This window comes from Ruegeria arenilitoris (assembly GCF_013030265.1).
GTDB classification, from domain to species: Bacteria; Pseudomonadota; Alphaproteobacteria; order Rhodobacterales; family Rhodobacteraceae; genus Ruegeria; species Ruegeria arenilitoris_E.
The window spans coordinates 179,103-192,401 of record NZ_WPZQ01000003.1 but is presented as its reverse complement, the minus strand read 5'-3'; the positions used below and the strand labels follow the sequence as shown (position 1 = coordinate 192,401).

General features: G+C 55.2%; 14 protein-coding genes. 4 read left to right on the top strand and 10 right to left on the bottom strand.

Annotation, left to right across the window (positions count from 1 at the left end):
• Nucleotides 1-8 precede the first annotated feature (8 nt).
• From xylF to xylA, 4 genes are all read left to right on the top strand, one after another.
• The gene (gene xylF, locus GOX61_RS06160) at nt 9-1,028 is read left to right on the top strand and encodes a D-xylose ABC transporter substrate-binding protein (protein ID WP_155150139.1); all 1,020 of its coding nucleotides are present in this window, start codon (nt 9-11) and stop codon (nt 1,026-1,028) included.
• 63 nt (nt 1,029-1,091) lie between these two features.
• The gene (locus GOX61_RS06155; RefSeq protein WP_170332141.1) at nt 1,092-2,390 is read left to right on the top strand and encodes a sugar ABC transporter permease; all 1,299 of its coding nucleotides are present in this window, start codon (nt 1,092-1,094) and stop codon (nt 2,388-2,390) included.
• Complete coding sequence (locus GOX61_RS06150) at nt 2,390-3,193, top strand: ATP-binding cassette domain-containing protein (protein WP_155150142.1); 804 nt, start codon at nt 2,390-2,392, stop codon at nt 3,191-3,193. The genes GOX61_RS06155 and GOX61_RS06150 overlap by 1 nt, the downstream gene beginning before the upstream one ends.
• Nucleotides 3,194-3,202: 9 nt before the next feature.
• Nucleotides 3,203-4,510: a xylose isomerase gene (gene xylA / locus GOX61_RS06145; protein WP_170332139.1), complete on the top strand. Its 1,308-nt coding sequence runs from the start codon at nt 3,203-3,205 to the stop codon at nt 4,508-4,510.
• A gap of 635 nt (nt 4,511-5,145) precedes the next feature.
• On the opposite strand, the gene GOX61_RS06140 is transcribed toward xylA, so the two are convergent.
• The 10 genes from GOX61_RS06140 to GOX61_RS06095 all read right to left on the bottom strand — a co-directional run bounded on the left by GOX61_RS06140 (nt 5,146) and on the right by GOX61_RS06095 (nt 13,245).
• Entirely contained in the window at nt 5,146-5,730 is a 585-nt protein-coding gene (locus tag GOX61_RS06140) for a ferric reductase-like transmembrane domain-containing protein (RefSeq protein WP_170332136.1), read from the bottom strand.
• Nucleotides 5,730-6,230, bottom strand: coding sequence for a twin-arginine translocation pathway signal (locus tag GOX61_RS06135; RefSeq protein WP_170332134.1), 501 nt, complete (start codon nt 6,228-6,230; stop codon nt 5,730-5,732). The genes GOX61_RS06140 and GOX61_RS06135 overlap by 1 nt, the downstream gene beginning before the upstream one ends.
• A gap of 372 nt (nt 6,231-6,602) precedes the next feature.
• On the bottom strand, nt 6,603-8,102 hold the full coding sequence (locus GOX61_RS06130; RefSeq protein WP_170332132.1) for a cryptochrome/photolyase family protein: 1,500 nt from the start codon (nt 8,100-8,102) through the stop codon (nt 6,603-6,605).
• 19 nt (nt 8,103-8,121) lie between these two features.
• Nucleotides 8,122-9,354, bottom strand: a complete 1,233-nt coding sequence (locus GOX61_RS06125) for an FAD-binding domain-containing protein (protein WP_367646942.1) — start codon at nt 9,352-9,354, stop codon at nt 8,122-8,124.
• Nucleotides 9,351-9,482 (bottom strand): DUF2256 domain-containing protein, encoded by a 132-nt coding sequence (locus GOX61_RS06120; RefSeq protein ID WP_170332597.1) that lies wholly within the window; start codon nt 9,480-9,482, stop codon nt 9,351-9,353. Before GOX61_RS06120 ends, GOX61_RS06125 begins: the two co-directional genes overlap by 4 nt.
• Before the next feature lie 2 nt (nt 9,483-9,484).
• Complete coding sequence (locus tag GOX61_RS06115) at nt 9,485-10,999, bottom strand: FAD-binding domain-containing protein (RefSeq protein ID WP_170332128.1); 1,515 nt, start codon at nt 10,997-10,999, stop codon at nt 9,485-9,487.
• Nucleotides 11,000-11,276: 277 nt separating this feature from the next.
• Nucleotides 11,277-11,906: an urease accessory protein UreG gene (gene ureG / locus GOX61_RS06110; protein ID WP_170332126.1), complete on the bottom strand. Its 630-nt coding sequence runs from the start codon at nt 11,904-11,906 to the stop codon at nt 11,277-11,279.
• A complete protein-coding gene (locus GOX61_RS06105) occupies nt 11,903-12,556 on the bottom strand; it encodes an urease accessory protein UreF (protein WP_170332124.1) in 654 nt (217 codons plus the stop codon). Before GOX61_RS06105 ends, ureG begins: the two co-directional genes overlap by 4 nt.
• A complete protein-coding gene (ureE, locus tag GOX61_RS06100; RefSeq protein WP_170332121.1) occupies nt 12,540-12,992 on the bottom strand; it encodes an urease accessory protein UreE in 453 nt (150 codons plus the stop codon). Before ureE ends, GOX61_RS06105 begins: the two co-directional genes overlap by 17 nt.
• 28 nt (nt 12,993-13,020) lie before the next feature.
• Complete coding sequence (locus GOX61_RS06095; RefSeq protein WP_155150179.1) at nt 13,021-13,245, bottom strand: DUF1127 domain-containing protein; 225 nt, start codon at nt 13,243-13,245, stop codon at nt 13,021-13,023.
• Nucleotides 13,246-13,299 lie beyond the last annotated feature (54 nt).

Here is a 13,299-nt window from a genome sequence, read left to right as displayed (position 1 = left end):
AGGAAATCATGAAGAGAATTCTCAGCTTTTCGGCTGTGGCCACTTTGTTGGCTTCGACCGCATTCGCAGAGCCAGTGGTCGGCGTAAGCTGGTCGAACTTTCAGGAAGAGCGTTGGAAAACAGACGAAGCGGCCATCAAATCGGCACTTGAAGCTGGCGGTGCCGAGTATATTTCCGCAGACGCGCAATCGTCTTCCGCAAAGCAGCTTTCGGACATTGAAAGCCTGATCGCCCAAGGCGTGGACGCACTTATTATTCTGGCCCAGGACGCACAGGCAATCGGACCGGCTGTTCAGGCTGCGGCTGACGAAGGTATTCCGGTCATTGCTTATGATCGCCTGATTGAAGATGACCGTGCGTTCTATCTGACCTTCGACAATGTGGAAGTCGGCAGAATGCAGGCTCGGGCTGTCTTTGAGGCCATGCCCAAGGGCAACTACGTGATGATCAAAGGCTCTCCTACTGATCCGAACGCAGATTTCCTGCGCGGGGGTCAGCAAGAGATCATCGGAGCAGCCGTCGATAGCGGTGACATTGTAATCGTTGGTGAGGCATACACGGATGGCTGGCTGCCCGCAAACGCGCAGCGGAACATGGAACAAATCCTGACCGCGAACGAGAACAACGTGGATGCAGTCGTTGCGTCGAATGACGGTACTGCAGGCGGTGTTGTTGCCGCGCTGACCGCACAGGGCATGGAAGGCATTCCGGTTTCCGGTCAGGACGGCGACCACGCAGCGTTGAACCGTGTCGCACTGGGAACGCAGACGGTTTCGGTTTGGAAGGATGCTCGCGAACTTGGAAAGGCCGCTGGCGAAATTGCTGTTGCGTTGAGCGGTGGGACAAGCCCTGCTGATGTCGAAGGCGCAGTTAGCTGGACATCACCGGGTGGCACCGAGATGAACTCGGTCTTCCTTGCGCCCGTTCCAATCACCAAGGACAACTTGTCCGTGGTTGTTGATGCCGGGTGGATCCCGCTGGAAGATCTTTGCCAAGGCGTTGAAAACGGACCTGCCCCTTGTAACTAAACCACTCAGCCCTGGGCCCTTTAGTCCGGGCCTGGGGCAAATGCTGAATATGAAAGATCGGAAATGACCGAAACTTCGTCTCAGCCGATACCTGAAAAAGCGAAACCCAGCCTGTTCCAGCAACTGGAACTGGACATGCGACTTTTGGGAATGATCGGCGCGTTTGTCATCCTGTGTATCGGGTTCAACATCTTCACGGACGGACGGTTCTTGACGCCTCGGAACCTGTTCAACCTCTCCATCCAGACGGTTTCAGTGGCCATTATGGCGTGCGGAATGGTGTTCATTATCGTCACTCGTCACATCGACTTGTCGGTGGGAGCGCTGCTGGCAACAACCTCGGCCGTGATGGCAATGACGCAAACCGAGCTTTTGCCGCAAATACTTGGGATGGGTTTGAACAATCCGGCAACCTGGGCGATCACAATTGTTGTTGGGCTGTTTGTCGGCACACTGATTGGTGCATTTCATGGCTGGATGGTTGGTTATCTGACGATACCAGCGTTCATCGTTACGCTTGGTGGGTTTCTGGTTTGGCGAAACGTGGCGTGGTATTTGACCAGCGGCCAGACGATTGGTCCTCTGGATAGCACATTTCTGATGTTTGGCGGGACTAACGGAACATTGGGAACGACAACAAGCTGGCTGTTCGGCTTGTTTGCTACCGCAATCGCAATCTGGGCTTTGTGGAGTGGTCGCCGCGCAAAAGCGTCACATGGTTTCCCGGTAAAACCTGTTTGGGCCGAGGCCACTCTGGCCGGGATAATCGCAATTGCTATCCTTGGGTACGTTTACATCGTAAACAGTTACGCCATTCCGACGCGCCGGCTGCAACGTATGTTCGAAGCGCGCGGTGAGACAATGCCAGAAGGGCTGGTCGTCGGATACGGCATACCTATTTCTGTACTCATCCTGATCATCGTGGCTGTCACGCTGACAATTGTGGCGCGAAAAACACGGTTTGGCCGATACATCTTTGCCACCGGCGGCAACCCGGATGCAGCAGAGCTTTCGGGTATCAATACTCGGCTGCTGACCGTGAAGATTTTTGCACTAATGGGTTTCCTGTGCGCCGTGTCCGCGGTCGTCGCCTCGGCCCGCTTGGCAAATCACTCTAACGACATTGGTACGCTCGACGAACTTCGGGTCATAGCCGCTGCAGTGATCGGAGGAACCGCATTGTCCGGCGGCATCGGTACCATCTATGGCGCGATCCTTGGTGCATTGATCATGCAGGCGCTGCAATCGGGCATGGCAATGGTTGGCGTGGACGCACCGTTTCAGAACATCGTCGTCGGCAGCGTTCTCGTGTTGGCCGTCTATATCGACATCGTCTACCGCAAGCGACTGGGGGCAAAGTGATGCAAGCTCAGGATACGCAAAAAAAACCTCTCGGTACTGGGCGCGGTTCAGGCGCGCCGCCATTGGTCGAGATGCGCGACATTTCGATTTCCTTCGGCGGGATCAAGGCCGTCGACCATGTGTCAGTCGATCTCTATCCGGGTGAAGTCGTTGGCCTGCTTGGCCACAACGGGGCCGGAAAATCCACGTTGATCAAGGTTCTGTCCGGCGCCTATCAGATGGATCACGGTGAGATTCTGATTGATGGCAAGCCAGTTGAGATTGGCAATCCCCGTGATGCCCGGGCGAATAATATCGAGACCATCTATCAGACGCTCGCCTTGGCCGACAATCTGGACGCGACATCGAACCTGTTCCTGGGGCGCGAGATGACGACGCCTTTTGGTTTGGTCAACGACGCAGCCATGGAGGCCGAGTGCCGAAAGATCATGGCGCAGCTCAACCCGAACTTTCAGAAGTTCAATGATCCGGTCTCCGCCTTGTCGGGTGGGCAAAGACAATCAGTGGCGATCGCTCGGGCTGTCTACTTCAACGCACGTATTCTGATCATGGATGAGCCGACAGCAGCGCTCGGGCCGCATGAAACTCAGATGGTGGCGGATCTGATCCACCAGCTAAAGGCGCAAGGCATCGGGATATTTCTGATCGATCACGATGTGCATGCCGTCATGGAGCTGTGCGACCGCGCCTCGGTCATGAAGAACGGAAAACTGGTTGGGACGGTCGATATCGCAGACGTAACTGATGACGATCTTTTGTCGATGATCATTCTCGGCAAGCAGCCAGCACAAAAAGCGGAGTAGGGGGCAGAAATGCCAAGTGGATTTTTTGAAGGGATCGAAAAGATCCAGTTTGAAGGCGAGGACAGCAAGAACCCGTTGGCCTTTCGTCACTACGACCCGGACGAGATCGTCATGGGCAAGCGTATGGAAGACCATCTGCGATTTGCGGTGGCATGGTGGCATTCCTTCGCGTGGGAAGGCGGGGATCCGTTCGGCGGTCCCACATTTGATCGTCCGTGGCATCCACAGGATGAGATGGATCGTGCCCGCCTGAAAGCGGATATTGCGTTCGAATTATTCGAGATTCTGGGCCAGCCCTTCTTTTGCTGGCACGACGCTGACATCCGGCCCGAACAGGGCAATTTTGCTGATAACTTGAGAACTCTGGAAGAAATCACTGATTACATCGGCGAAAAGATGCAGGTGTCTGGAACCAAGTTGCTTTGGGGTACGGCCAATATGTTCAGTCATCGTCGCTGGATGTCTGGCGCCAGTACCAATCCTGATCCCGACGTTTTTGCATTCGCTGCAGCGACAGTGAAATCCTGCATGGATGCAACTCACAAACTAGGTGGTGAAAACTATGTTCTGTGGGGTGGTCGTGAGGGCTACGAAACCCTTCTGAACACAGACCTGAAAACCGAATTGGATCACATGGGCCGTTTTCTGAACATGGTCGTAGAGTACAAACACAAGATCGGGTTCAAAGGCACCATTCTTGTAGAGCCGAAACCTCAGGAGCCTTCCAAGCACCAATACGACTATGACGCAGCTACTTGCATCGGTTTTCTCAGGAAGTATGGGTTGGAGAACGAAGTGAAACTAAATCTCGAGCAGGGCCACGCGATCCTTGCCGGGCATAGCTTTGAGCATGAAATTGCGGTTGCGGCTGCTGAAGGGATGCTGGGTTCGATTGATATGAACCGCAACGACTACCAATCCGGATGGGATACAGACCAGTTCCCGAACAATACACCGGAAGTTGCCCTAGCTTACTATTACATCCTGAAAGCTGGTGGTTTTACCACCGGCGGCACAAATTTCGACGCCAAAATTCGCCGGCAATCGATTGATGCTGTCGATCTGGCGGCGGCTCATATCGGCGGAATGGACATATGCGCACGTGGTTTGAAAGCAGCGGCTGCAATGATTGAAGATGGAGGTTTGGAAAACGCGCTTTCGCAACGCTACTCCGATTGGAAGTCTCCCAAAGCGGAGTCCATGTTAGGCAGTAGCCTGGATGAAATTTCCGCTCGCGTTTTAAGTGAAGGAATAAACCCAGAGCCGCAATCTGGACGCCAGGAAATACTAGAGAATTATGTGAACAGATTTGTCTAACTGCCAAACTTGGGTGTTTTCCACTGCTGTCAAAAGTCATGCCAAGCCGTCTTTGGTGCTGAGGGCACGAATGGAGGTTTTGTTCATAACCCGTCCATATAGACAAAACTCCTCCTTATTATGGTCGAATGGCCGCAATTCGTATTGGGTCACAAATGCTTCATGTTTGGGTCGCAAATGAGTGACGTCATTGACCGACTTATTGAAGTTTTGGCCGTCGATTGAGTCAATTATCAGTGACATTCCACAGTGCCCTTGTGAGACTACACATAGTTTTGCCACTAGCGACAGAACCTTACTATTTCCACCTTACTTCTTTCATCCAGCACCCAGACCGATTTGTTTGATCCTGACTTCCCTTTGGGAAAATCAGGGCTGATTTGCAGATCAGACGCCGAAGGCGCCTCTTCTTGCTTATATGCAATGTGGCGAACGCGGGTGTCTGTGGCTTTTCATGCAGTTTCAGGACTGCATGGCATCCTCAAACAGTTGGTTCGTCGCTCTTGGGCTGGATTGGGTTTTGACACCAAAAAAACGCTGCAGGACCGGATATCGGATTGGGGTTTTAAACAATAGGGCTAGCAAAAGGCGGACTTTCAGCAGTCGTTCGAGGTGCAACGCATCCATGACCGCAGTTAGCGGAGCATTCGCCATACGCGGCGGCGACACAAGGCCCATGCTCCTGCCCCCAAAACGATCACGCAGAGTGCCCCTTTCGTCACATTCTCCATCGCACCCTGGATTAGCCATGCGTGTACGACCGTGCCTGTGACGATCACGACCGCCGCCACGCTATGGCCGAGGCGCCAGATGCGCAGTCCCAGTTGCTTTCTCACGGCAGCAAGGATGGCGGTTGCGAAGAGAGTCCACATTGCCACCGCACCCCAGACGGAAAACGGAGTCGGAGAGCGGAACAGCAAGACGTCCACCACGTCCGGCGGGCTCGTGACCCAAAGACCCGCCACGTGGACAACCACCGCGAAAACCAGTGCCATTCCGGTCCAGATATGGATGCGCCGCGCCGGGATCCCCGGAAGCACGCCGGTGATTAGAAGAGGCTGAACAAGCAAAAGCGCCAATCCGACGATCCCGGAAAATCCGGCAATGACATAGAGTGGCTCGCGCCATTGCAGAAGCGGGCTTTGCGCTGCGGCGATCAAGGGAACGGCAATTGCTAAGGCTAGAGCCCCCCATGCGACCACGCCGCGCAACAAACTCATCAGACAGGACGCAGAACGAACTCAACATGCAGGCTCGTGTCCGATGCCCGCTCCATCACAGGCCGCAAAAAAACCGTCTCGAAGCCGCCATCATCGTATTCTGCATCGTAAGCCAGATGCGCATGCGGCTGACCGAAGGCGGGTACAATCTGTGGCATCTCGATGCGGAATACGCCGTCGGCGTCGGTGAGCGTCGCGCCATGAGACCGCGCGTCCCGTTCGTGGCCTTCGGTCGTATGGGCCCACACCTGAATGCGCCGGCCGGCAAGGGGTGCGCCGTCGCCCGCGCGTCGCACGGTTCCAGTGGTCCAAAAGCCGCCATTGCCGATCCTTTCCATGATCGGAGCGCCAGGGCGGTAATTGTTGGCTCCTCCCCGCATCGTCGGAGTGGCCGCAACAGTTTGCGCGCGTGCCGGCAAGGTCAGGCCGGAGGCACTAGTGAGAAGCGCGGCCCCCGCGGTTGAAACGACAGCTCTCCGGGTCAGGTTTGGGGTTGTCATGTCGATCTCTCCCAACTGCAGTATTCAATAGGTACTTCTGCAATCTGTTATATGTATACAGGTGGAAGGAGCCATTCAAGCACAGCACCCGTCGCTCCGGGCTCGTTGCGGACTTTCTCTGCCAACAGGATCAGTGTTTGCTACCATATAGAAATAAGTGATGGTGCGTCGGATCCGTAGGTGAATAACTCACTCAACCAGAGATCGCTTCACGTAAATCCGCTCAATGGAGTTCACGGTTTGTTTTGGTGCTATCAATCATTCGATGGTTGCGGGAATGTGACATTCGAGGTTCCGTTCGGCGACGACCGCAATGCGGACAAACCGGATTTGTGAAGAGATATCGGTTTCAGTCTTTTGCAGCCTCTGAATTCACGCATCACTGAACCGCTTCAGAAAGGCATCTGCCCTCGCTAAATGATTGGCTTTGATATCGGGCGACATACGCTGCGCTGTACGGCACATCATCGCCCATCGCGGGTTTCCAGCCAGCCTTTCCGAATGTTTCAAGATAAAGCGCCAATAGAGGCCGTCCCAAATCTCGGCCCATGGGCCCTTGCCCCAATGGCTCATTTTGCGAATGTAGTTTGAGCCGGAAAAATACGGCTTCGTGGTGATGAGGCCGCCATCGGCGTGCTGACTCATCCCATAAACATTGGGGACCATCACCCAATCATAGCTGTCCACGAACATCTCCATGAACCAAAGGTAAACCTCATCGGGGTCAATCTCACATAAGAACATAAAACCGCCCAGCACCATGAGGCGTTCGATATGGTGGCAATATCCGGTTTTGAGAACCCGGCGGATCGTATCGTCGAGGGGATCAATCCCAGTTGTCCCATCATAAAACGCGCGGGGCATGGGACGATGATGCCCCCAATGATTGGCCCCTCGCATCTTGACGCCAAGGTCCTCATAAGTTGCACGCATGAACTCGCGCCATCCCATGATTTGGCGGATAAACCCCTCGACCGCGTTCAGGGGAATGGACTTGCGCTCAGCGTGGGCCAAGGTCGCATCAACGACCTGTTGTGGTGTCAAAAGGCCGATATTCAAGGCGGGCGTCAGAATAGCATGCCAGAGCCAGTTTTCGCCTTGAACAATCGCGTCTTCGTAATCGCCAAAGCGATCAAAGCGCCGCTCCAGAAACTGCGTCAGCCATGCAGAAGCAGCGTAGTGGGATGTCGGATAATAAAGCGTGTCCAAAGACCCTAAGGCATCGGGAAATTCGTTCAGAACGCTTTTCTTTGCATCATGGTCAACCGCGTCATGGCTGGGCCAATCGATCCAAGGCAGGCTGTTCAAAAGCGCCTTTGGGATCTTTTTGCGGTTGTCCTCGTCAAAGCTCCACCGCCCACCTGTCGGTTGATCCCCTTCCATCAGAACATTCAAACGGCGACGTTGGCCTTTGTAAAACTCCGCCATGAACCACCGTTTTCGTCCCGCAAACCACGACAGGTTGTCCGCTCGCGTATTCAGAAAACCGGGCGTTGGGAGGAGATTGAGTGCGATCCCGGTCTCTTGTGCCGCCGCGCGCAGGCGCTTTTCGGAAATAAAATCAATCGGGTCCGTCATCGTGACACTGCAGGTGCCATCATCTCGAAGCCCCTGGAACAAGCGCAGGCAGGCATCTGCCCGCCGCTCGTAGGCAAAGATCTCAGCATTGATCCCCGTGGTTACTAGATCATCACGATACCGTCTCATTGAGGCCCGGTGCAGCCAGAGCTTTTGTTTGTGCATCCTGGCCGGATAGACGGCGTCGCCAAAAAAGAGCGGATCCTCAAAAAGCACAACGCGGTCCGGTTGGTTGGCGAGCCCGGGATGATCGGCAAACAGCTGGTTGGGGAGAAGAATGGTGGTTGAGGACAAGAGGTAAGCTCTGATTTGTTTAATGGATGAGTGATAAGTTGCTCAGGATCGCAGGTATCTTTTTCTTTAGACCAAAGAACCCTGCCTTTGCGTGGGGCCACGCTTCGCGGTCATAGGGGCGCAGGACACGAGCGAGAGTGATGCCTGCGTCCTTGAGTTGCGGTTCTGCCCGATCCAGCCGTGATCTGACTGGCCCAATCGGCGCGTGAGCGGTTGCAATGGTTGCGACCTCAGCGTCCCGCGCGGTTTCAATCAACGCATCGCACCAATTGTCCCGCGCCTCCAGTATAGTGGCGTGTTGCCCCAGCGTGCTCTTCATTGCGCCACGGGCGAAATCTTGTGCAACTTTCCCAATCGGATTTGGGGATCGACCGTGGGTGGCTAAGACGCCGACCATCGCCACGGGCGAGACCGGCATAATGCCAGCGCCCGAAAGATCATCCTCTGTCAAAAGCAGCAAATATGGGCTGCCCACAAGTTGTTGGGGAAATGCAATCGGAATGCGCGGGTGTTCTGCCTCTTCGACAAGCGGTTGCGCATGAGTGGCCAAGCCTTTGGGTTGAAAACGACCTTCGGTGTATTTGGTGATGTTTTCTGCGCGCGCCAGGTAGGTCTTTCCTCTCGTGTGCAATCCCCCAACCCAACGCCAGCTCAGTGTGTTGGAGGCCGGATCGCCATCCAGAAGATGCCGCAAAAAGAAGTCTGCGCCCAGTTGCCAGGGCAGCCGCAGTGTGTATATCCAGATCGACGCGAACCACATGCGCGCGTGATTATGCAAATATCCGGTTTCGACCAATTCCCGCGCCCAATGGTCAAAACACGCAAAGCCGGTATTGCCACACACCGCATCCTTGAAACGGGCCGTCAAGGCGGCATCACTGTCAAGGTTTTCAAGGGCGCGCATCAGGTCGTGTTGGTAGTGCGCCCAGACGCTTGGCCTTTGTTCCAACCAGCCTTTAAAATAGGTACGCCAAAACACTTCTTGGACAAATTTCTCTGAGACGCTGGGGCCGTGCGCAGCCAGCACCCGCGTCAGCACCTCTTGTTCCGTCACCAAACGATGCCGTAGCCAAGGCGACAAACCAGAGACATTGTTGCGCCTGTCTGCGCCGAAGTCGTAGTTGCGCGTGCGCGCATAATGCCGCCCGGTGCGTGCCACGAACTGCTCCAGCCTTCTTAGACCAGCCGCGCGCGTGGGCTGAAAATCAAGGGCTTCTTGCAAGGCCTCAAGGTCTGAAAACGTATCGGTCACGCTGCAGACCTGCATTTTTTTGAGCAGTATTTGACTTCGTCCCAGACTCTTCCCCATTTCTTGCGCCACTCAAACGGGCGTTGGCACACCGGGCAAATTTTCTGGGGCAGATGGTCCTTTTTGCGCATCTTCATGTTGGATCTCCGAAGGGCAGGTTCAGCTGCTCGGGATCGGTAGGCGCGCGGAGGGGTTTATGGGCACTCCGCCGGGTTCTGCGGCTGGCATGTGTTCGAGCGATGGCCCGGGCCTCTTTGCGAAAGTCATCGCCTTGGCGAATGCCCCAAACCCGTTCGCGCGCGGCTTTGGCCGCTGCCAAGTGATCAAATATCCGCTCTGGATAGGCGATCCCAATGATCTGCCTGGCATTTTCTGCCTTCCAGGGTTCATGGATATACCGATCCGCAATCGGGGCCAGTTCAGGCAGCCATGTCCGAATAAACTGCCCCGTAGGGTCCTGATCATACCCTTGTTTTACCGGGTTGTAGATGCGAACGGCATTGATGCCCGTGGTTCCCGATTGCATCTGTACCTGGGTCCAGTGGATTCCGGGTTCATAGTCGGTGAACATCCGCGCCAGATGCAGCCCGGGTGCACGCCAATCCAGCCAAAGGTGATAGCTGGCCGTGGCCATCACCATCGCCCGCATCCGAAAATTCAGCCAGCCAGTCGCTCGCAGCGACCGCATGCAGGCATCCAAAAATGGATAACCCGTCTCACCGTTCGACCATGCAGCCAAGAGACCGGCATCGGGCGTTTGCGGCCGGAGTCCGTCATAGAGCCGGTGTAAGTTCTCAAATTCGATACGCGGCTCATCCTCGAGCTTTTGGATGAAGTGGCAATGCCAGTGCAATCGGCCAGAAAACGACCGTAAGGATTTGTGCCAATCCTTTGCCCTGGGTGGCAATGCGCGTCTCTGCCGTTGTGACGTTTGAGCCACCTCGCGCATCGAAAGCGCGCCCCAGGCAAGATAGGGTGATAGCCGCGAACACGCTTCGGCCCCCTCGACGGGGCTCGACATGTCGCGCTGATATTGCTCGCCGCGGTGGGTCAAAAAGCTGTTTAGCCTTTCCAGACCCGCACGCCTCCCCCCAATTTGACGTCCGTTGCACATATCATCCTGCAAACCAAGGTCGCGCCTTGTTGGAATCGGGCCAAGATCAACTTCGATCGGGGCCAGCGGGGTGGGCGACGTGGTGGGCAGGTCCATAAAATTGTCCCAACGCGCCGCCCAACCGTCGCGCGATTTGAGCTTACGAAATACGCCATGATTTTGCACCTCGACCCACGGAATGCCATGATCCCGGCACCACGCAGCAACTTGAAGATCGCGTTGATAGGTCCAGTGATTGCCGGTTTCCTCGTGCGACCAAAGTGCCTCAATCAGGCCCTGTGCCTTTAGCGCAGAAAAAACCGATCGAATTTGGCCCACGCGTACAACAAGCGGCTGCCCGAGTGCCCCAAGGTCCTTCCGCAATTCGGCAAGCGTTTCCGCTACAAAGTTCCATTGACGCGCTGAGGCATCAGCCTGTTGCCATAGCTCGGTTTCAACAACGTAGAGCGGTAACACTGGCCCAACACGCGAGGCCTGCTCCAAGGCAGAATTGTCCTGCACCCTCAGATCGCGTTTGAACCAGACAACCTGCATGATCTCTCCAACAGTCCTGAACTGGTGGTACGGAGAACGCTCGGGAGCAGATCATTTTCTAGGCTGTTTTCGCTCTGCGTCAGCGGCGGAATACGAAGCGTGAAAACAAAGACACCGTATCCGATCTCTCATGGCAGTTATTGTCGCCCCACTCTGTGCGAATACCCGCCATTTGTCACTTAACCCTGAATGTCAGGAATACGCGGTTCGCGCCGCGCTGCGCATGCACAGAAAGGAAGCTTGGCCGACCGCGGCTTTGACCTCCTCGTTTCGGGGGCTAATTCGCTGCTGAAGTACTTAAACCCCCTCCTTTCACAAGCAGATCCACAATTGCGTCGACCCCACTTCTGTGACGAAGTGACGAGAACAAGAAGGGCCGTCCTTTGCGCATTTTTTTCGCATCACGTTCCATAACCTCCAACGAAGCGCCAACATGCGGCGCAAGGTCGGTTTTGTTGATTACGAGGATGTCCGATTTCGTAATCGCTGGCCCGCCTTTCCTGGGGATTTCCTCGCCTGCGGCGACATCAATCACATAGATGGTCAGATCCGCCAATTCCGGGCTGAATGTGGCCGACAGATTGTCGCCACCGCTTTCAATCAACACCACGTCGAGGTCAGGATGACGTGTCTGCATTTCGGCGATGGCGGCTAAATTGATCGAGGCGTCTTCGCGAATTGCTGTGTGCGGGCAGCCACCGGTTTCGACGCCAATGATCCTGTCGCGCGGCAGGATCTGCATGCGCATGAGCGCTTCGGCATCCTCCTGGGTATAGATGTCATTGGTAATAACACCCACTGAGCAGACTTCGCGCAGCGCTTCGGACAAAGCGGCTGTCAAAGTGGTTTTTCCAGCTCCTACAGGGCCTCCGATACCCACGCGAAGCGGGCCGTTCATATTCGTCATGTGCGGAAGATCCTTGAATATTGTGTTTCGTGCTTCATCGATGCGATGTCCGACAGAAACGCGGTTGAACTCAGCTGATCCAAATCAGCCTCTTGAGCACTCAGGGCAATCCGCTCGCACAATGGCGTTAGAGTACGGATCAGCCTTTGCGCGTCAGTCTGGCCCAAGGGTACAAGGCGCGTTGCGCAGGCAACAAGATTACTGGCGAACGCCTGAAGAAACATCTTAGTCGTCAACAAAATGGGAAGGTTCTGCAAGCTGGCTGCTTGGCCTATGCTGACAGGGTAGGAGAATTGGCTCAGATCCAATTCCCAGACATCTCCCGTGACGGTTCCAAAGGCCTGACCCAGCAACTTGGTTTCCATGAGCCTTTCGGATGACGCACAAAAAGCCCGAGCGATAACATCGACGTTGGTCAGTTCATCTTTACTCTGCGCATTGTATGCCGCCACAACGAACACAGCATCATTCCATCCGGATCCGTGTTCCAGCACGTCCGAAATCCATGCTTCGGTGTCTTGTGAACTTGTGACAGCTCCCTCGTCGATTGCGGCCTCCAACCCGTGAGAATAGGCGAACCCCCCTACAGGATAGGCAGGAGACAACCATTGGGTCAGCGTCAGGATATCGGTGTCAGTGGGTATGACCATGGGTCCTGCCGTGGCCATAGGCTCCGCCCTCTGGGGTGAACGGTTCGCGCACCTCTCGCACCGTGGCACCAATTTTGAGCAGCATGTCTCGGATGACGTGATCGACCTGGATCAACAGGCGATCCTTTTCGATCTGACAAGGCGTATGGCGGTTGCCAATATGCCATGCAATGCGCGTCAGGTCCGGTGCTTTAACCTCCAGCAACGCTTCGGTTGCAGCCTGTATTTCCACTTCGCGACCGTCATCCAGAACCAACGCGCCACCGTGGTTCAACGAAGTCGTTTGCGCCAGATCGATGAGAATCTGTTCGCCACTTTCGCAGGTCAAAACCTTGCGCCGCAAAAAACGGTCATCATAGGTTAGCGACAGGCAGTCTGCCGGATCGCTGTGCGTGTGATCCGAATACTTACGTGCAGTACAGAGCAGGGCGGTCATACCGTCACCTCCTCTGCAGCGGGAATGGTCAGAGCCAGATTGAGTCCGAAAATACCCGATGCACGATCCGTTCGCGCGTAAGGCCCCGTTTTTTCAACTCTTCGTCGCTGAGCGATTGCAGGAATTCGACTTGCCGGACGCGTGATTGAGCTTCGGCCACGCTGATCAGAGCCGAGTAAACTGACGACCCGATGGATGCGATCAAACCGGGCAACGAAAAGCGTGCGTGTGTTTGTGCTGTTGAGTGTGCCATTTGGACCCTCGTAAATGTTGGTCCTCCCATTGGATTTAATATTTGTCATAGTGG